General features: G+C 42.5%; 14 protein-coding genes and 1 pseudogene. 6 read left to right on the plus strand and 9 right to left on the minus strand.

Features of this window, described 5'->3' with window-relative positions; translation table 11 throughout:
• Positions 1 to 4 precede the first annotated feature (4 nt).
• Positions 5 to 3331 carry a SusC/RagA family TonB-linked outer membrane protein gene (locus tag DWZ47_RS06920; RefSeq protein WP_004305049.1) on the minus strand — a complete coding sequence of 1109 codons (3327 nt, stop codon included), beginning with the start codon at positions 3329 to 3331 and terminating at the stop codon, positions 5 to 7.
• A 257-nt stretch (positions 3332 to 3588) separates the two neighbouring features.
• Between DWZ47_RS06920 and DWZ47_RS06930 the strand changes: the two genes are divergently transcribed.
• Positions 3589 to 7524 carry a response regulator gene (locus DWZ47_RS06930; protein ID WP_117512637.1) on the plus strand — a complete coding sequence of 1312 codons (3936 nt, stop codon included), beginning with the start codon at positions 3589 to 3591 and terminating at the stop codon, positions 7522 to 7524.
• Positions 7525 to 7557: 33 nt separating this feature from the next.
• On the opposite strand, the gene radC is transcribed toward DWZ47_RS06930, so the two are convergent.
• Positions 7558 to 8253 carry a RadC family protein gene (gene radC / locus DWZ47_RS06935; protein WP_004299741.1) on the minus strand — a complete coding sequence of 232 codons (696 nt, stop codon included), beginning with the start codon at positions 8251 to 8253 and terminating at the stop codon, positions 7558 to 7560.
• Positions 8254 to 8397: 144 nt separating this feature from the next.
• Here radC and DWZ47_RS06940 point away from each other — a divergent pair, with 144 nt between their 5' ends.
• On the plus strand, positions 8398 to 10413 hold the full coding sequence (locus DWZ47_RS06940; protein WP_004324571.1) for a family 20 glycosylhydrolase: 2016 nt from the start codon (positions 8398 to 8400) through the stop codon (positions 10411 to 10413).
• A 146-nt stretch (positions 10414 to 10559) separates the two neighbouring features.
• Here the strand turns inward: DWZ47_RS06940 and DWZ47_RS06945 are convergent, their stop codons facing one another.
• From DWZ47_RS06945 to pta, 3 genes are all read right to left on the minus strand, one after another.
• The gene (locus DWZ47_RS06945) at positions 10560 to 11549 is read right to left on the minus strand and encodes a glycosyltransferase (RefSeq protein ID WP_004305053.1); all 990 of its coding nucleotides are present in this window, start codon (positions 11547 to 11549) and stop codon (positions 10560 to 10562) included.
• A gap of 101 nt (positions 11550 to 11650) precedes the next feature.
• Entirely contained in the window at positions 11651 to 12850 is a 1200-nt protein-coding gene (locus DWZ47_RS06950; protein ID WP_004305054.1) for an acetate kinase, read from the minus strand.
• Positions 12851 to 12889: 39 nt separating this feature from the next.
• Positions 12890 to 13909, minus strand: coding sequence for a phosphate acetyltransferase (gene pta / locus DWZ47_RS06955; protein ID WP_004305055.1), 1020 nt, complete (start codon positions 13907 to 13909; stop codon positions 12890 to 12892).
• Between the two features lie 196 nt (positions 13910 to 14105).
• Here pta and DWZ47_RS06960 point away from each other — a divergent pair, with 196 nt between their 5' ends.
• From DWZ47_RS06960 to DWZ47_RS06975, 4 genes are read left to right on the plus strand one after another with little or no spacing between them, the layout of a single operon-like run.
• The gene (locus tag DWZ47_RS06960) at positions 14106 to 14549 is read left to right on the plus strand and encodes a CidA/LrgA family protein (RefSeq protein WP_032842934.1); all 444 of its coding nucleotides are present in this window, start codon (positions 14106 to 14108) and stop codon (positions 14547 to 14549) included.
• Positions 14546 to 15241: an LrgB family protein gene (locus tag DWZ47_RS06965; protein WP_004299735.1), complete on the plus strand. Its 696-nt coding sequence runs from the start codon at positions 14546 to 14548 to the stop codon at positions 15239 to 15241. The genes DWZ47_RS06960 and DWZ47_RS06965 overlap by 4 nt, the downstream gene beginning before the upstream one ends.
• Positions 15242 to 15297: 56 nt before the next feature.
• Positions 15298 to 16215: a DUF2156 domain-containing protein gene (locus DWZ47_RS06970; RefSeq protein WP_032842932.1), complete on the plus strand. Its 918-nt coding sequence runs from the start codon at positions 15298 to 15300 to the stop codon at positions 16213 to 16215.
• A gap of 13 nt (positions 16216 to 16228) precedes the next feature.
• The gene (locus tag DWZ47_RS06975) at positions 16229 to 17245 is read left to right on the plus strand and encodes a GNAT family N-acetyltransferase (RefSeq protein WP_032842931.1); all 1017 of its coding nucleotides are present in this window, start codon (positions 16229 to 16231) and stop codon (positions 17243 to 17245) included.
• A 91-nt stretch (positions 17246 to 17336) separates the two neighbouring features.
• Here the strand turns inward: DWZ47_RS06975 and DWZ47_RS06980 are convergent, their stop codons facing one another.
• The 4 genes and pseudogenes from DWZ47_RS06980 to DWZ47_RS06995 all read right to left on the minus strand — a co-directional run.
• Complete coding sequence (locus DWZ47_RS06980; RefSeq protein ID WP_117512644.1) at positions 17337 to 18470, minus strand: glycoside hydrolase family 88 protein; 1134 nt, start codon at positions 18468 to 18470, stop codon at positions 17337 to 17339.
• A gap of 4 nt (positions 18471 to 18474) precedes the next feature.
• The gene (locus DWZ47_RS06985; RefSeq protein ID WP_117512638.1) at positions 18475 to 19770 is read right to left on the minus strand and encodes a BNR repeat-containing protein; all 1296 of its coding nucleotides are present in this window, start codon (positions 19768 to 19770) and stop codon (positions 18475 to 18477) included.
• Positions 19771 to 19779: 9 nt separating this feature from the next.
• Entirely contained in the window at positions 19780 to 20820 is a 1041-nt protein-coding gene (locus tag DWZ47_RS06990; protein ID WP_004305062.1) for a glycoside hydrolase family 43 protein, read from the minus strand.
• 222 nt (positions 20821 to 21042) lie between these two features.
• Positions 21043 to 21438, minus strand: a pseudogene (locus tag DWZ47_RS06995) (hypothetical protein); the annotation flags it as partial.
• Between the last annotated feature and the right edge of the window lie 52 nt (positions 21439 to 21490).

Raw genomic sequence — 21490 nt, forward strand, 5'->3', positions numbered from 1 at the left:
TGGTTTAAAAGGTAAATTCAATACCAAATACGTAGTTTTTATTCAACGGATATACCTTTCCGTTACCATTTTGCTTCATTGGGGAAGTCAATCCCGGAGCAGTTTCGTTACTACCCCCAGCCCATGTATTTACCTGATTCAAGGTTTCAGGATCGAATACGTCCGGCAAATTGTCAATCGTGAAGAGATTATCACAAGTGAAATACACTTTCAAGTTCTCCAATCCCATCTTCTTAACCAGTTTAGGCTGGAAGTTATAAGAAATCATCAAGTTTTTGAGTCGCATATAAGCTGCGTTCAATAAATAACGTGAAGTGTTGTAACCTACGTTCGCATTATATTCAGGACTGTCGGGTTTTGTCAGACGCGGCAGGTAAGCCCCCGGGTTGTACACATTATAATAATCCAAATGTTCTTTAAAGAAGTTGGAATCACCGCTAAACAGATAAGTACTTGCAGCCATCGGGAAATCACGTTTCATGACTCCCTGGAACAATGCGGAAACTTCAAAACCTTTATAACCGGCATGTAAGTTCAGACCGAAGGAGTAACGAGGAGTCGTATTACCGATAATTTTCAAATCACCGTGATCTTTCAATGTACCCGAACCCGGATCAATTTTACCATCACCGTTCGAATCGATATATTTCAAATCACCACGTTGCCAATCCTTATTCGGTTTGAAGAAAGACATGTCTACTCCTCTCAGATATTCATCCACTTCCTGGTTGGTGAGAAACAGATCATTTGCTTCATATCCCCAGATTTCACCTAAATCCATTCCCTGGTAATAACCTTTGTTACGAACCAGACCGGTGTGGTTGTTATAAATCAATCCTTCCGGATTATTGTATTTGGTTACCACTGCTTTGTAGTCAAAGATATTGAAACCGATTCCATAACTGAAACCATTCTTCAGCTGGTCAGACCAGTTAACCGACAATTCCCATCCACGGTTACGTAGCGTTGCATTATTTACTTTAGCACGTTGGTCAACAGCAATACCGCCAATATCAGGAATTGCTTCAGCCGGGCCAATCATGTCTTTGGTCGTACGTTGGTAAATATCCGCCGTAATCGTCAAACGATTGTTAAGCAAAGTCAGGTCGAAACCTAAGTTGGCATTATCCACTTTTTCCCATGTAATGTACGGGCTTACCATAGAAGGTGTTAAAGCGACTGTACCACGTACCGGAGTAGCCGAAGTGACACCGGAAAGCAACCATGCATTTGAATAGTCCGGTCTCAATGTCATGAAGTTCAGATAATCATATAGTCCGGCTCCATTCTGATTGCCTAAACGTCCGTAAGACAAACGCACTTTCAACTGTGAAACAGGCAAGCTCCATTGCTTGAAGTAGTCGGTACGGGCAATGTCATAACCGGCAGAGAAAGAAGGGAAAAATCCCCAACGATTGCCGGAAGCGAAACGTGACGAACCATCATAACGTCCGCTAAATTCCAGAAAATAGACATTCTGGTAGTTCCAGTTCAAACGGGTATAGAATCCCATGGTTGCCCAATGGTCACGCGCTTCACTATTATAGGCTTTTCCGTTTGCATTGTCAAAAGAGAATGTATCATCGCTCATCACTCCGTCTTTATACGCATACATGCTTGAGTTTTGCTGCACTTCCATCTGGAAACCGGCCATTGCCTTAAAGAAATGGTCACCCCATTGATTCGTATATGAAGACGACACACTGGGAGACAAATAATAGTTGAATTGATTTCCACGAGTCATTGATCCCCACAAAGAATTCGAATATTCGATACCGGGATAAGAATATCCCTGCCGGGGAGCGGTAACATTCTCTATGGTTCCGTCGGGCCGTGTGGTACGGGGCTGCTTCTGCAAGAATTCATCATTCTGCACATCAAAACGAACTTTCATCTCTCCGATAATGTCCCAGCCTTTCAGAGGCGTAACAGTAGCTGCAAAAGTCATGGCATCAGAAATGCGGTTCTGCGAATAGCCCACATTGTCCAGATACAAAGCTTCATTCCATGAAGGAAGATTATAAAGCCCGGAAATAGGAACTTCAGTCACCATATTAGGCTGCGAACGAGCTATCTGATGATAAAGAATAGACATATCGGGGAGCGGGCGGGAAATCAGATTCAACGTGATATTGTTATTGAAGTTAAACTTCAACCAGTCATTCGGCTTGATCTGAAATTTGGTATTCACGTTGTATTTATCCAGAGAGTCTTCTACACGATCCAGCAAACCACCCTGGTAAGTATAACCCAGACCGACATAATAAGTCACTTTGTCCGATCCACCGGAGATACTTAGATTGTGTGAATGACGCAAAGATTTGTTTTTATAGAAATAATCAAACCAGTCGGTATTGGCATACTGCGATTCACCGCCACGCCAACCGGTATTCTCCTGATTGGCGGTAATACCGGGCAGACCTTCACCATAGGGGTTCTGCAAAAACTGATTCATCAAATCAATAGTCTCCTGTGAGAAGTATGGAGACTCACCAATTGCCGAACGGTACGCATTTTTATAATTGGCAAACTCTACAGAGTTCATCATCTCGGGCATGTTGATAGGTGCACTCATACCCACAGAACCGCGATAAGTCACCCGGGCTTTATCCTGTTTACCGCTCTTGGTCGTTACTAACACCACACCATACGCAGCACGAGCACCATACACGGCTGCTGCAGAAGCATCTTTCAATACACTGATACTTTCTATATCGGCAGGATTTACATTCTGCAAGCTCTGTTCCACACCATCCACCAATACATAAGGCTCTCCACCATTAATAGAACCGATACCGCGAATATTAAATTTGATTTCTCCGCCAACTTCACCACCGGTACCGCTTTCAGAAGCATCCGAAGCAAAGTTCAAACCAGCCACATTACCTTGTAAGGCGCTGGTTACATCCGTCACAGGACGGGTAGCGATTGCATCCGCATTAACTGTTGCTACAGCCGCTGTAATAGTATTACGTTTCTGTGTTCCCATACCGACTACCACCACTTCATCTAAAGTTTTGGAGTCTTCCTTCATCACGAACCGATTTCCTGTTAGCTTAGTGATTTTCACTTCCAAAGGAGCATAGCCCACATAGCTGACAGTTATCGTTGTACCTACTTTACCGTTAATTTTAAAGTTTCCATCCAAATCGGTAATGGTACCATCAGTAGAACCTTTCACCATAACGGTTGCTCCGATTACGGACTCGCCACGTTCGTCTACCACCTTACCAGTGATAGTGCCCTGTTGAGCAAAGAGCTCCACAGGGAAGAACAGTAAAAGCATTGAAAAGAGACACACCAGTTGCATCCTAATCTGCATTTTCTTCATAACATTATATTAAAGTTAATACTAAAAGTTTTTTTGAGTTCCATTTGCCAATAGCCCACACTATCCGGCATCGAAATACACCACAAAAATAGATTGATTGGCAGAATGGCGAGTTCATAAAATCGCCAAAATGTTTCCAAAAACATCCATATTCCGTTTTTGAACGTCTTTGTGGCGGTTTTTGGAAATATTTCTTTTGTTTTAGCGGAATTAATCATACTTTTGTTTCACTAATCTCCCCTTAATAATCTTGACTGATGAAAAAAAGTATTTGGATAAAACACTTTTTCTGCTTACTGGCTTTTCTTATCGTAGGCACATTTCCAGCAATAAGTATAGGTAACCATTACGACTTTAAACTGATTGGTTCCCAAAACGGAATGCCGTCTATCATCAGCTGTATCTATACCGAACAAAAGGGATTCATCTGGATCGGTACTCCGACAGGACTAATCAGATTTGATGGAACGGAACTCAAAAAGTACACCGCACAACCTGATAATGAAAATTCCCTGCCTAACGACAGTATCCTGCAAATTATTGAAGATAATCAGCAGACAACCTGGATACTGACCACCACAGGAATCGCCCGTTATTCTCTTATTCACGACAACTTCTTTATCCCCAAACTAAATAATCAGCCCATCATTGCCAAATCGATCTGCAAAATAGCAGACGGGCTTCTGTTCGGAGGGATCAACAAGATATATAAATATTCTTATGCCACCAACACGATTTCTCTCATACGGGAATTCAAGACCGACGAGCCGTTCATTATACGATCCATACAAATGTGGAAACCCGATACCATATTGTGTCTAAGCTGGCAACAGGGAATACTGCAAATGAACCTCAAGAATTTCGAGATAACCCCATTTCCTTTCCAATACGGGAACGACAACGTAGGAATCATCATAGACTCCCAACAAAGAATATGGCTGTCAACCTACAACAATGGCGTCAAGTGTTTCTCCGCCCAGGGAAAATTGATAGCCAGCTATACCACTCAAAACTCCCGTTTGAGCAGTGACATCGTATTGTGCATGACCGAATTCAAACAAAAAATATGGATGGGAACAGACGGGGGAGGTATCAATATCCTCGATCCCACAACCGGCAATATTACCGTACTCGAACATATCTCCGGAGATAATCATTCCCTTCCCACAAATACAATACTCTGCCTGCATAGCGACTCTGCCGGAAATATATGGGCGGGAAGTAAACGTGAAGGGGTTATCAACATTCGTGAAGTATCCATGAGAACTTACACTAATGTTGTGTTAGGGCACAACAAAGGATTAAGTCAAAGTACGGTATTACAACTATATCAGGAACCGGCTTCCGAAGAACTCTGGATCGCTACGGACGGAGGAGGTATCAATAAATTCATTCCTTCTACAGAAACATTTGTGCACTATCCCGACACTTGGGGAGACAAGATGGTCTCCATCACCGGCTTCACACCCAACGAATTGTTAGTATCTGCCTTTTCCAAAGGTATCTTCATATTCGATAAAAAGACAGGAAAGAAGCGTCCTTTCGCTATTATGAGCCCTTCATTAGAGCATCACATCCGCTATAGCGGACAGCCAATCAACTTATACCGGGATACTCCCAATTCGATCTTAATATTAAGTTCGCCTCCTTACCGCTACCATACTTCCACCCGGCAACTCACTCCTGTCCCTTGTGCCAAAGAAGTGAAAATAAAAGGCTTGTTGAGTTCCATTGGATATGATTCCACTGCCATTTACCTGAACGATCCTTATAATATATATAGACTGGATCGTAAAAAAGACACAGTGGAGATATTTGCAAGTGCTCCACAGGGATTCTTCAATGCTGTATCCAGGGATGACAAGGGCGTATTCTGGATTGCAGGCACCCGTGGCCTGTACACCTATCACCCTGATACCCGCAAATTCGAAAGAATTCCTACCACCTTATTTAATGAAGTAAATACCGTGTTATGCGACAATAAAGGAAAAGTGTGGATAGGAGCTGAACAGAAACTCTTTATATGGCTCACCGATGCCAAACGTTTTGTATGGTTCGGAGAAGCGGATGGAATTTCCCCCAATGAATACTTGGCCGAGCCCCGTCTCATTTCCCCCAAAGGAAACATCTATATGGGAGGTGTAAAAGGCTTACTATGTATTAATGCGGACACTCAAATAGAAAAGAGTAGTGACTCTCCGGAAATACGCCTTGCCGAACTGACCATAAACGGAGAGAACAGGATGTATCAGCTCAATCAAGACAAGATATCCATCCCTTGGAACAGTAAAAACATTAAGATCCGTGTCATGACTTATGGTGCGGACATTCTCCGGCTCAAAGTCTATCATTTCCAAATGGGAGACCTTAAAACCGAAGGCTACAACCCTGAATTGATGATCCCATCTCTTGCTCCGGGAAGTTATCCCATCATGGTGAGCTGTAACACACAGGAAGGAAATGAAACAACTCCCCAGTTTCTTTTCACATTAAACGTACTGCCACCCTGGTACAGAAGCTGGTGGTTCGTTTCTCTCTGCATCATTGCTTGCATAGGCATTGTGGTACAAATTGTTTTCGTTCTGCTTCGACGCAAAGAAAACAAGATGAAATGGATGATGAAAGAACACGAGCAGAATGTGTATGAAGAAAAAGTTCGTTTTCTGATTAATATCAGCCATGAACTGCGAACTCCGCTCACACTCATATATGCCCCGCTAAGCCGCATATTAAAGACACTTCCTTCTACAGATGCCATTTATCCACCGTTGAAGAATATACATAAACAGGCTCAACGGATGAAAGATCTTATCAACATGGTGCTGGACGTACGTAAGATGGAAGTAGGAGAAACCAAGTTGAAACTCCAAGCCTATCCATTCAACTCATGGATAAAGGAGATTGGTGCCGATTTTACGGACGAGGGAGCTGCCCAGGAAGTGCAAATAGATTATCAGCTCGACGACAGCATAAAAGAGGTGGTATTTGACAAGGGTATGTGTACAATCGTAGTCACAAACTTATTGACGAACGCACTGAAACACAGTCCTAAAAACACAACCGTCACTATCCGTACCAGCAAAAATGACTCATACGTCCGTGTTTCCGTTTTGGATCAGGGAGAAGGTATGCAAGAGGAAGACATGGAGAAAGTATTCATCCGTTTCTATCAAGGCAAGCAGGAAATTGGCGGTAGCGGAGTCGGACTTTCATACGCCAAGATGCTGGTGGAATTGCATAAAGGTAAAATCGGAGCCATGAACAACGAAGCGGGAGGAGCCACTTTCTTCTTCGACTTACCTTTGGGATTGGAGTCGGGCGAAGTCATCTGCCAGCCGAAACCTTACATCAATGAATTGATTACACCGGACGTAGATCATGAGATCAACGCTCCCGAGACACTCGACTTCTCTACGCAGAATTACACAGTGCTATTGGTAGACGACAATCATAACCTGACAGATTTCCTCTCCAAAGAATTGAAATCCTTATTCAAAGCAATTTATATAGCACATGATGGCCGGGAAGCTTTCGAAATAGCGCAAAAGCAAGTTCCGGATATTATAGTGAGCGATGTGATGATGCCGGTTATGAATGGATACGAACTGTGCAAAGCGGTAAAAGAGAATATCGGCATCAGTCATATTCCTGTGATTCTGCTCACGGCACGCAATGATGAACAGAGCCGACTGTATGGGTATAAAATCGGGGCGGACGCTTATCTGGGAAAACCTTTTGAGATAGACACTCTTGTTAAGATTATACAGAACCGGCTATACAACCGGGAGCAAACGAAAGAGCACTATCAACATATAGGCAACTTCCCTCAACCGCTGGAGAGTACTTTCAGCCAGGCGGATGAAACGTTCTTGTTAAAGTTTAACAAGCTCATTTCCGAGAATATCAGCAATCCGTCTTTAGATATTCCTTTTATCTGCAGAGAGATCGGAATGAGTAAAACATCTCTTTACAACAAGTTGAAGGCTATCACCGATATGGGGGCAAATGACTATATCAACAAATTCAGGTTGGAGCAAGCCATTACTCTGATAAAAACCACCGATCTGACATTTACTGAAATATCAGATCAGATAGGTTTCACTACTTTACGTTATTTCAGTACTGCATTCAAACAGTACACAGGCTTGACGCCCACGCAGTATAAAAATGAATGCAGGAGTGAGAATAAATAAGATATTCTCACTTAAATAAGGTAGTATTACTAATTAGAGTAGGCCCTCATCTGCAAAGCTGAAAAATCCGTCTTCACAAACGATGACGTGATCTATCAGACGGATATTCATCGTTTCCGCCGCTTTATGGATATGCTCTGTCAAACTCCTGTCCGGTTGGCTGGGATGAATATTTCCCGAAGGATGGTTATGCACCACCGCGATTTGTGTAGCTCTTTGCAGCAATGCTTCCCGGAGAATGGTGCGCACATCGGTATAAGTTCCGTCTATGCCACCAGTACTTATACGTACCTTATCAATTAGTTTGGTTGCCTGGTTCAATAGGAGCACCCAGAATTCTTCCTGTTCCAAGTCACACATGATCGGTTGGAAAATATCATAGATATCTTTTGAGCAAGTGATTCGAAGTCTCTCTTTGGTTTCTTGCAGCTTTCTTCGTTTGCCTAATTCCAAGGCTGCCATCACTGTAATGCTCTTTGCGGGTCCCATACCTTTGAAAGAGGAATAGTCACACACTTCCCATTTTGCCAATGAATTCAGATTGTTATCACAAGACAGGAGCAGGCGTCTCATCAATTCGACAGCACTTTCTTCCGTATTTCCGGAGCCAATCAATATAGCGAGTAGTTCGGCATCACTCAATGCGGCTGCTCCCTTCTCCATCATTTTTTCCCGTGGGCGGTCTTCCAGTGCCCACTGGTTGATGGATAGTTTGTGTTTACTTTCCATTATTAATCAAATTAAGTCACAAAGATACTCCTATATAACTGAAAAAATGAATTTTGGAAGCTATAAGTCTATTTTTAGAATCCCTTTACTTCCAAATATCGTAGTTTTGCGCTATCAAGATTAATATATAAACATCTAATAAATATGAAAAAGAGAATAAGCATCTTATCCATCTTACTACTATTAGGAATGACAGTATACGCTCAAACGGATATCCCGCAGGTGATTCCCTCCTTACAACATTGGAATGGGGCAAAAGGCAAACTGACACTACCGGAAACAGGAAAGATTATAATCGCTCCGGAAGCAGAAAGCCTGTTGAAAGAAACTGCGGAAATAATGGCAAAAGACTTAAAAGATATGTTCGGCTGGAATTATCAGGTAACCTCCGGAAAACCGAAAAATCATTCTATCTATCTGTCAGTGAAAAAATCGCCTTCATCATTGGGAGAAGAAAGCTATGAACTGGATATACGCAACCATGTAACCATCGAAGCCTCCACCGTAAAAGGAGTATTCTGGGGAACTCGCACACTGTTGCAAATGATCCATAACCAGCCTTTTGGACTCATGAAAGGAAAAGCATTGGATTATCCGCAGTATGCTCACCGCGGACTGATGATTGACGTAGCCAGGAAATTTTTCACAATGGACTATTTGCAGGATTACGTAAAAATTCTCTCGTTCTATAAAATGAATGAACTGCAAATACATCTGAATGATAATGGTTTCGTTGAGTTTTTCGATAATGACTGGAACAAAACATACGCCGCCTTCAGATTGGAAAGCGACCGTTTTCCGGGACTCACATCCAAAGATGGTTCCTACACCAAAGAAGAATTCCGCAACTTCCAGCAAATGGCCGCACGATATGGAATCAATATCATCCCAGAAATTGATGTTCCGGCACACTCACTCGCTTTCACTCATTACAATCCGATACTGGCAGCCGACAAAAAAGAATATGGTATGGATCATCTCGACCTCTATAAAAAAGAGGTATATGATTTCCTTGATACTTTGTTTGACGAATATCTCTCGGGAGATCACCCGGTATTTGTCGGACCGGACGTACATATCGGCACTGATGAGTACAACCTCAAAGAAGCGGAACAATTCCGCTATTTCACTGAATACTATCTGAAGTATATCACCAAATATGGAAAAAATCCGCGATTATGGGGAAGTCTGAAACACATGAAAGGAAATACCCCCGTAAATCTAAAAGGAAAAACGGTCAATGCATGGAATTATAGCTGGCTAGACTTAGAAACCGCACTGCAGGAAGGAGCCAAAGCGATTAATACATGCGATGCATTTCTATATATCGTACCAGCCGTGAATTACTACCATAACTTTCTGGATCATCAATGGATATATGAGAGTTGGTCACCACGAATGATGCAAGAGGGAGAAATGATAGAGCAGTCTACTAATTTATTAGGAGCCATGTTTGCTGTATGGAACGACCGTGTCGGAAATGGAATCAGCCAACAGGATGTACATATACGCACCTTTCCTGCCATGCAGGTTATGAGCGAGAAACTTTGGAAAGGAGAAAACACAAGAAACATACCGTTTGAAACCTTCGAAACGTGGTGCAGGACAACACCGGAAGCACCGGGCGTAAATCTACAGGCCAGCATAGATGACAGAAAAGACCTAACGCTTTCCGGCCAGGAAATTATCCTGCAAGGTAACGACTCGGTTCTTACCTCTATACCCGAAATCGGTTATCCATATAGTGTGGAATTTGAAATCTACGCAGATCCAAAGCCCAATATCGATGCGGTCTTATTCAAAGGTCCCCATTCTGTTTTCACCGCGAACTGGCAAAATACGGGTAAATTCGCATTCTCGCGCGACGGCTATGAATTCATCTTCCATTCCTATCGTTTGCCTGTGGAAAAATGGACAAAGGTTCGTGTAGAGGGAGATGCCAAAGGGACCTCACTTTACATAAACGGAGAGCTACAAGAACGTTTGGAAGGACGAATCGGTGTAGTTTACAATCAGAAAAGCCTGCGTAAAGACAGCATTTGGTATCAGGAAACACTTATCTTCCCATTGAAACAGATAGGCGACAAATTGCTGGGGTTTAAGGGAAGAATAAGGAATGTGATTTGCACTCCACTAAATGAAAAAAGATATAGCCTATAAAAATTTCTTCGATTGCATCCATTACTTTTTTTCCATGAAAGTATAACTTGTCTGACACCCGAGTGTCAGACGTATTGAGACCCGGGTGTCAGACAACATTCCTTTTAAACAAAAATAGGAATGGTAATAGGCAAATAAAAAATGGATTACTTATAAAAATTCTTTTGGAAAGCCTCAAACTCATCCTTCCCTCTGATACAACGCTGCCACCATGCGCGCCAAAAGCCTGTACCATAGCCGATAAGCTGTATAAATGCGGCGGCAATGGAATAAACGCCAATAGACAGACTTTTATTCTGAATAGTAGAATCAATGCATACGAGTAATGCATAGAGAATGATAGGCGTGAAACTGAAGAGGCAGAAGGGGGTTCCTAATAATAGAAGCGCCACTCCCAATGTAAATACGGCTGGAAGCAAATGCACCAGTTTCAGAGAATCCGGATATTTCTTATAAAGATTAATACGGGCAATGCCGGAGTTATGCACCTGCTTGAAGAATTTTTTCAAGTCAGTCCGACGTTTATGATATACCCAGGCATCAGGAAAAAGACGACAAGTGTACCCATTCTTAAAGATACGGATACTGAAATCAATATCCTCCCCAAAACGCATCTTTGAAAAACCTCCCAAAGCCTCGTACACTGCCCGGCGAACTCCCATATTAAAACTACGGGGATAGAATTTGTCCATCTTCTTTTTTCCGCCACGGATACCTCCGGTCGTGAAGAAAGAGGTCATGGAATAGTTAATTGCCTTCTGAATATCAGTGAAAGAATCGTGTGCACGGTCGGGGCCACCAAAAGCATCGGCAGGAGAAGTGGTGAGCTCCTTCTCTACCGCATCGAAGTAGCCTTCGGGAAGGATGACATCAGAATCCAATATAATAAGGTATTCGCCTTCGCTACGTTCTGCTCCGTAATTACGGGTTTGTCCCGGACCGGAATTGGGTTTAGAGAAATATTTTATATTCAACCGATCTGCATACCGGTCTACTACTCCTTTACAGGGAATGGAAGAACCATCTTCAACAACAACAACCTCAAAACCCTTAAAGTGTTGTACAGTAAGACTTTGCAATAATTCATCCACTTCATCGGGACGATTATAAACGGGAATTATGACGGAGTAACGCATATCAAAAACGGGATATAACTATTTGATATGCAAAGTAAGACAAAAAAAAGATGGACTCGAAATCGAGTCCATCTTTTTTTTGTATATCAGCAATAAAATTATTACTTATTCAGGATATCCATTGTATCCGATGCGATCAACAGTTCTTCATCTGTTGGGATCACTACTACTTTCACTTTAGAAGCAGGAGTAGAAATGATTGCTTCTTCACCGCGAACCTTAGCATTTACTTCGTTATCAAGTTCGATACCCATGAATTCCATATCCTTACAAACTTCACGACGACATTCCATCTGGTTCTCACCTACACCACCAGTAAACAGGATAATATCCACACCGCCCAATGCAGCAGCATAAGCACCGATATATTTCTTAATACGGTAATAGTACATCTTCTCTGCAAGGATAGCTTTCTCATTGCCAGCCGCACAAGCAGCCAAGAGTTCACGCATATCGCTTGATACACCCGAAATGCCCAGTACACCGCTCTTCTTGTTCAACAGATTGGAAACACCGGTTGTGTTCAAGCCTTCTTTTTCCATGATAAATGTTACTGCACCGGCATCAATATCACCGCTACGAGTACCCATCATCAAGCCTTCCAATGGAGTCAAGCCCATAGTAGTATCCATACATTTACCATCTTTGATAGCAGCGATAGAACCACCGTTACCAATGTGGCAAGTGATAATTTTCTGTCCTACCGGATTTACACCCAAGAATTCACATACACGTTTTGACACATAACGATGAGAAGTTCCGTGGAAGCCATAACGACGTACACCATACTTTTCATACAGTTCGTGAGGAATAGCATACATGTAAGCATAATCCGGCATTGTCTGATGGAAAGCCGTATCGAATACACCTACCTGCGGAATGTTAGGAAGAATAGCAGAAACTGCATTTACCCCTTTCAAGTTAGCAGGATTGTGAAGCGGAGCCAAGTCATTGCAAGCAGCGAAAGCTTCCAGCACTTCCTTGTTCAGCAATACAGATTCGCTGAAACGCTCGCCTCCGTGTACCATACGGTGACCTACTGCATTGATCTCATCCAAAGATTTAATAGCGCCGTATTCAGGATTAATCAGCGTGTTCAGGATAAACTCTACTCCTACTGTATGTTCAGGAATATCTTTCTCCAATATTTTCTTTTCACCATTCGGCAAAGTAAGTTTCAAGAATGATCCTTTCAGACCGATTTTTTCGATACCACCTTGTGCAATCACCTCTTTGGTGGTCATATCGAACAATTTATATTTAATAGATGAACTTCCGCAGTTCAATACCAGAATCTTCATGTCGTTGTCGATTTATACTTAATAGTTTATATCTAATACTTATTTATTCGCTTTTGCTGCAATGGCCTGATTAGCTGTGATAGCAATCATGCGATATACATCTTCGATAGAACAACCACGAGACAAGTCGTTTACCGGACAGGCAATACCCTGAAGAATCGGACCAACAGCGTCAGCATGTCCCAGACGTTGAACTAATTTATAAGAAATATTACCAACTTCCAAACTTGGAACGATCAGCACATTTGCTTCTCCGGCTACTGGAGAACCCGGCGCTTTGCTAGCACCCACTTCCGGTACAAGAGCAGCGTCAGCCTGCATTTCACCATCCAAATCAAGAGTAGGAGCCATCTCTTTTGCAATCTTAGTAGCTTCTACCACTTTATCCACTACTTCGTGTTTAGCGGAACCCTTGGTTGAAAAGCTCAACAGAGCTACTTTCGGATTTTCAATACCGGCAACGGCTTTCGCAGTCTGCGCAGTACAAATAGCAATCTGTGCCAGCTGATTAGCGTCCGGAACCGGAGTTACAGCAACGTCACCCATGACCAAAATGCCATTCTTTCCGTATTCAGGAGCATGAGTCAAAAGCAACATAGCACCAGACACGCAAGTGATTCCCGGCGCAGTCTTGATAATCTGCAAAGCAGGACGCAATACATTACCAGTAGTGTTACGGGCACCAGCCAACTGACCGTCAGCATCACCGCTCTTAATCATTAAACAACCAAAGAATAAAGGATCATTCGTTAACTTGCGGGCTTCTTCAATAGTCATCCCCTTCTTTTTACGAAGTTCACACAACAACTGCGCATATTCTTCGTGTTTCGGAGAAGTTTCAGGATCAATGATAGTAGCTTTACCGATGTTTCCCAATCCCCATTTTGCAGCAAGTTCATTAATTTCTGCCGGTTTACCCAGTAAAATTAGATCGGCTACTTCGTCTGTCAAAATCATATTGGCAGCTTTCAATGTGCGTTCTTCAGTTCCTTCCGGAAGAACAATACGTTGGCGATTTGCTTTCGCACGCGCCACGATTTGGTTGATTAAATTGAGCATAGATATATTGAATATTATTATAAAACGTCCTTACAATTTGTAATTTGCGGTGCAAAAGTACTCAATTTTGCAATATCCACATTACAATTTCGCCTATTTTTCTCTTCCAAGTCTAAAATATTGTAATATTTAACACTGTACTCCTATTTTTCATACCTTTGCAGCGTTTTCAAACAAAATCAATAGGTTATTAGTTATGATACGTCAGTGCGCCATTTTATTTGGCTGTTTGGCTTTGGGTGAATTAATAGTTTATCTTACGGGTATCAAGCTCCCCTCCAGCATCATCGGTATGCTGCTGCTCACCCTCTTTTTAAAATTAGGTTGGATTAAATTACACTGGGTACAGGGATTGTCCGACTTTCTGGTTGCCAACTTAGGATTCTTTTTCGTTCCGCCCGGTGTGGCTCTTATGCTGTACTTTGACGTCATTGCGGCAGAGTTCTGGCCGATAGTGACAGCGACCATTGTCAGCACCGCGCTTGTACTTGTCGTTACGGGATGGGTGCACCAAATCGTCCGCAAGTTCAGGCTGGCACGTCAGATCAAACTGGCACGCAAACTTCATCTGTCAGATTTCCATCTGCCGGAGAAACTACACCTTAAAGATAAAATCAACTTAACGAATAAAGACAAATGAGCTTCTTAGAAAATAATTTCTTCCTGCTGGCCATTACCTTCGGGATTTTCTTCTTTGCCAAACTACTTCAGAAGAAAACAGGACTGGTATTATTAAATCCTATATTGCTGACCATCGCACTATTAATCATCTTCCTTAAAATGACCAATATCTCTTATGAGACATATAATAAAGGAGGACATCTGATCGAATTCTGGCTACGCCCGGCCGTTGTGGCTTTAGGCGTACCTTTATATCTCCAACTGGAAATGATAAAAAAGCAGTTATTGCCTATTCTACTGTCTCAACTGGCAGGCTGCATCGTCGGAGTTATTTCAGTAGTACTGATTGCGAAATTCATGGGAGCCTCACAAGAGGTAATCCTGTCACTGGCTCCGAAATCGGTTACGACCCCGATTGCGATGGAAGTAACCAAAGCTATCGGCGGTATTCCGTCACTAACGGCGGCAGTTGTTGTAGCAGTAGGTTTATTAGGGGCTATCTGTGGCTTTAAGACAATGAAAATCATGCGTGTAGGCAGTCCGATCGCCCAAGGGCTTTCGATGGGAACAGCCGCTCATGCCGTCGGAACCTCCACTGCAATGGATATCAGCAGCAAATATGGAGCATACGCCAGCCTGGGACTGACGCTAAATGGAATATTCACTGCACTGCTAACACCTACTATCCTTCGATTATTAGGTATTTTGTAAAAACAAAATCTCTTGATTTTCCGTTATATAAAGAGTTAAACGCAAAAAGCAATCTTATGATTCCATTTAAAGATGTCACGTTAGCAGACAGAGACACAATCACCTCATTCACGATGAAAAGTGATCGCCGCAATTGCGATCTTTCATTCTCCAATCTTTGTAGTTGGAGGTTCTTATATGATACCCAATTTGCAGTGGTCGACAACTTTCTGGTGTTCAAGTTCTGGGCGGGAGAACAACTCGCTTATATGATGCCCGTAGGCACAGGAGATTTGAAAGCAGTATTGTGGGAACTGATAGAAGATGCCCGCAAAGAGAACCAGCATTTCTGTATGTTGGGAGTGTGCAGTAATATGCGTGCTGATCTCGAAGCTATCCTTCCGGGACAGTTCACATTTACAGAAGACCGCGACTATGCGGATTATATCTATTTGAGAAGTGATCTTTCAACACTGAAGGGTAAGAAATTCCAAGCGAAAAGAAATCATATCAACCGGTTCCGCAACACTTATCCGGATTATGAATATACACCGATCACTCCGGACCGCATTCAGGAATGTCTGGATCTGGAAGCAGAATGGTGTAAAGTGAATCACTGCGACCAGCAGGAAGGGACGGGCAATGAACGTCGCGCCCTGATTTATGCCCTCCACAACTTCGATGCACTCGGACTGACGGGAGGTATTCTTCATGTGAACAGTAAAATCGTCGCATTCACATTCGGTATGCCTATCAATCATGAAACGTTCGGCGTGCATGTAGAGAAAGCGGATACCAATATTGAAGGTGCGTATGCCATGATTAATTATGAATTTGCCAACCGGATTCCCGAACAATATATCTATATCAACCGGGAAGAGGATTTAGGTCTCGAAGGTTTGCGCAAAGCCAAATTGTCTTACCAACCGGTGACGATTCTGGAAAAATACATGGCTTGTCTCAAAGAGCATCCCATGAATATGGTTAAATGGTAAACTCTTTATAAATATGATGATAAAGGAGCAAGTAAAAGCATTGTGGAAAGTCTGTTTTGACGATAGTGAAGAATTCGTCGAGATGTACTTCAGACTACGCTATAAGACAGAGGTGAACGTTGCCATCAAAAGTGGTGATGAGGTAATCTCTGCCCTTCAAATGCTTCCTTATCCGATGACTTTTGGTGGAGAGACTGTACAGACCTCCTATATTTCAGGAGCCTGTACGCATCCCGATTTTCGAAGCAAAGGAGTCATGCGCGAGCTTTTATCACAGTCTTTCGCCCGGATGTTACGGAATGGAGTACACTTCAGCACATTAATACCGGCAGAACCCTGGTTGTTTGATTATTATGCCCGTATGGGATATGCTTCGGTATTCAAGTATTCAACTAAAGAGATCGTTTTGCCCGAGTTTATCCCTTCTAAAGAGATAGCGGTCAGTGTTGTTTCAGAATTTCAGGAGGAGGTCTATTCCTATTTGAATAAGAAACTTTCCGAACGGGCTTGCTGTATTCAGCACACATCGGAAGACTTTCAGGTTATTATGACCGATCTTGCCATTAGTGGAGGTTATTTATTTGTAGCCAGACAGGAAAACGAAATCAAAGGAATAACCATTATATATAAAGGAGACAAACATATCATTATCAATGAGCTTTGCGCTGATGATAAAGATGTGGAATATAGTTTATTGTATGCGATCAGGCAGCACACCGGCTGCAAGCGCATGGTTCAACTACTGCCTCCTGAAGATAAACAGTCTCAACATCCGCTAGGCATGGCACGTATCATCAATGCCAAAGAAGTGCTGCAAATCTATGCCGCGGCTTTTCCTGAAGATGAAATGCAGCTGGAATTATCGGACAAACAATTGTCTGTAAACAACGGCTATTATTACCTGTGCAAAGGAAAGTGTATGTATAATACCGAGCGACTGCCCGGTGCACATATACAAATGAATATTAGCGAATTAACCAATAGAATACTTCAGCCGTTAAAGCCATATATGAGCTTGATGCTGAATTAAATTTTAGGCACGGATTACACGGATTACGCTGTTGACTTATATTAAGGCATGCCTCTAAGAGCTGTGAAACCCGTGTAATCCGTGCCTGTATTTATTTATTCAAATAACGAACCCGTTCACAGGCTGCCAATAGAAACGCACCTACTCCAAAATTCGAAGTTGAGTTTGTGTCTACCACCTGACCGGGTATCGCTTTCTCACCAATCGGTTGCACATAACCAATCTTGCCATCAGGCTGCAAAGCAACTGTTGAGAGATATTTCCATGCTTTTTCAACCACCGGCTGATATTCTGCAGCATCCAGAAAACCGTTATTGATTCCCCATTGTAAACCATAGGTAAAGAAAGCCGTTCCACTGGTTTCCGGTCCCGGTGCATGCAATGGATCGAGCATACTGCGTGTCCAGTAACCTTCCGGCTGTTGACAAGCAGCAACCGACTTAGCCAGGGTACGGAAACGATCTATATATTCCGGACGATACTTATCTGTTTCAGGAAGTTCTTTCAAGACTTTTGCCAATCCGGCCAATACCCAGCCGTCTCCACGTGCCCAAAAATCCTTTTTGCCGTTCACACTTTTGTGTTTAGGATACACGTATTTTCCATCCCGGTAATAAAGTCCGGCCTCTTCATCATACATAATACTATCAGCATAGGCGAGGTATTCATGCAGTTTCTCCAAATAGAGCGGATTCTTAGTAATGTTATACATCTTTGTCATGACCGGCATGACCATATATAAGCCATCTGCCCACCACCAATAATCATGATTGGGGGTACTCATCTGATATTCCATCACTTCGCGGGCACGGGCTATTTTCTGTGTATCCGGTTCCATATTATAGAGATCGGCATACGTCTGAAAACAAATCTGATAGTCACCGAAAAGCACATAATCATCACTTTCACCGTAACTGTACTTCCAGTTTTCCTTATGATCTGATTTTGCCCCTTTCCATTCATTATGTTCCGCCCAGGCTTTCGAGTATTCCAAATACTCCGGCTGCTTAGTCAAAAAATAAGCTTCCATATTTCCGGTGTGATAGGCGGCATTATCCCAAAAAGAACGTCCGTGTTCCGGATGATTCGTCTGCCAATAATTATTCACTTTATGAATAGTGTTTATCACTTCTTCAGCAGAAGCATCCTTCTTATCCGTACAACTTGCACAGATTGCACCGCCTAGAAAGAGTGCAGAAAAAAGAGTTGCATATAGTTTCTTCATATCTTTATTTATTTGTATCCATATCCGTTTCCAATACATATATCATTTGAGGCTCAATTTCCGCTGTGCGTTCACCGTCTCCCTGACGGGTGTGTTGTACAAAGAGATGCAGTTTCCGCTGCTTTTTCCAAAGTTCCGTATCATGAGAGGGTTCCCAGGCATCCACCGAAAAATCCGTCAGATCCGTTATCGTCCACTTACTCGTACCCACATCAGTCGCATGTGCCATCGACACACGGCTTCCCCGTTCTTCGTCACGGAAAATATAAAAGACTTCTCCACCTTCTACCACAATACGCGGACGGGCAATAGGGATCATTTTCGTACCTCCACCCTTCAAGGTAAAAGGTGTCTGGCGATCGGTTATCTGCCGTTGATGCCACATCTTCCCGTCATTCCAGACGATGCGGTATTGAGGAACATCACTATCGGGTTCCCGCCAATAAGTAGCTATATACGGATTTCCTCCTGCATCAGCACTCATGCTCGTCTGATTAATCAACTCACAGTTTTGAGGTAAACGACAGGCATACTCCGCATTGGACAATTTGATCGGGAGTTCATATCGTTCTCCACTCGTCTTATACCAAGTTACCCCATTATCAAAAGAACGGGCATAACAAATATCATGGTTTGTTTCCACATGCCAGGTCTCGCGCCATACCCATGAAAGATGAATCGTCCCTTTCTCATCAACATATAACTGCCAATAGGCATTCCGTTTATTTTCTCCGTCGATCAGTATATCCTGCACACGAGTCCATTTGTGTTCTTTCAGCGAATAACGGTTCATTACCAGATTTCCACGACCCGAAGAACCGGAGCGGTAAACAAACAATAAATCTCCTCCGGATAAAGGATAGAACTCCGGATAGGTGACATTTCCTTCGTCAACTCCGGTCATGGGCATTTTATCCCCCAGTTCCAAAGAACCGGGAGCAATGCTCCGGCAGTAATTCAATGGATGTCCGTGATGGTCAAAAGATACGTGCATGTATCCTTCTCCATCTATCATCATACTAATTATATTATGAGCATCCTTCACATTTCCCTGATATTGGGTGCGATGTAATGTCCATTGTTCCGAATCCAGTTTCCGCTTTCCAAGTACCAGATAGCCATCGTTATCGTAATAACTGATATATTGTTCATCACCGTGTGTAACCAGCGAATTATTCCGAAAGACCGTCGTATTGACCGAAGTACAGCTATACCCCTTTCCCACTTCAACCAAATGCTGGGAACAGGCAATAACGGGAACGAGCATTATTCCGCAAAGTAGTAGCAGTATCCGTTTCATATTTATTTTTTATTTGTCAAAGATAGAAAGGTTCCATTTTTCATGCCAAGGGATAGTTATTTTCCCATCTTTTACCAACACAGGCAGCCATACATAACGGGAATCTTCCAAATCCTTCTTCTTCCAACGGTCGAACATGGCAATATATGCATTCTTCTTTCCGACAACAGGCTGGACATAAGTACTCTGGGCATAAAACGTTTTATCCGCATCCGGTCCCGTACAAGGATTTCCGATTGTCTTCCATGTTCCCATAATAGAATCGGCTACTGCGATCTCGGCTATATTAGGATCCCAGCCAGTACAACCGGAACTTAACATATAATATTTACCATTATATTTAAATACTGCCGGAGCCTCTCTCGATTCTTTTACGAAATTGCGTGTAAAACGTCCGCTCGGTTTCAGATAATCATCAGTCAGAAGGCTGATATACATCGTTTCATTATTTTCTGAAGAATAAAACTGATAAGCACGTCCATCATCATCCACAAAAACAGTCTGATCGCGGCTCATCGCATTGTTCGGACGAAAACTTCCCTGATAAACGAACGGACCGACAGGAGAATCGGAAACTGCCACTCCGGCACAAGCCTTACTGTAATCAGCACTTTCCACATGGGCCCACATTACAAATTTGCCCGTTTTCTTATTATAAACCACTTTCGGACGTTCCAATACTTTGGAGGGATGCAGGTCATGATTCGGATCGTCTTTAACTGCCGGAAGTACAATACCCTCAAATTTCCAATTCAGCAAGTCTTTAGAAGAGTAACAACCTACTCCGGTCACATCCGTACGATAACACTCCCACGTAGCCCAGTCAGGCAAAATGGTTTTCCCTTTCTTGTATTCGCCATACCAATAGTAAGTGCCGTTATGATATAAAAGTCCACCACCATGGGCATTGATCGGATTCCCGTCCGTATCTTTCCAAACTTCACCGGGGATAAACTCCGTATACTTCTGTGCATGCACTGATACAGGCAGTAATGATATACAAACCACCCCTAATAATATAAACTTAATTATTCCACAATGTCTATTCATATTCATGATATTAAATAAGATTTCTTGTCTACAAAGATAGATGATACATAAAATATAAAGGTCTACTTATATGTCAAAAAAGGGCTAAAAACAATCATTCTCTATTAAATGTATGATATTATGGAGAATTTGTACTTCGAACTTAGTCCTCATTTATTATATAATACGATATAAACGAGGATTCCACTTATTAGCCCACTCCATAAAAGAGTTCGCTCGCTTTCAATCAAAGTCAATTCTCTGATCGAGCAAGTCATTTATATATACACATAAATCACCTTTCTTATATTCCATCCTCAAACGAACCTCCCCATATTTCTGCGGAGTATACCACTTGCCACCGGTTCCACGAGCCTGTGTTTTCCAACAATCCGATGTTCCCAATACATTTGTGCTGGTATATACCTTCCCTTTATATCTGATTTCAGGTTTCATCGTTTCTCCGTTTAGATAATATTCCAGATCACCGAGTTGCAACAAGCAACCTTGATAATTATCTGCGCCAAGAGTAATCGTCTGTTCCAGCACAAAAGGTTTTTCAGGATCAAATCGTATTTCTTTGCCGGATGCCGCTATCATCTTCTTCTTTTTTCTATCGGGGAATCCTTTGAAGTCGCAGAGGTTGTGTCAAAACGCTGACACAGCCTTTTTTATGCGCAAAGCCCAGACT

Source organism: Bacteroides sp. AF32-8BH, assembly GCF_003435205.1.
Classification (GTDB): domain Bacteria; phylum Bacteroidota; class Bacteroidia; order Bacteroidales; family Bacteroidaceae; genus Bacteroides; species Bacteroides ovatus.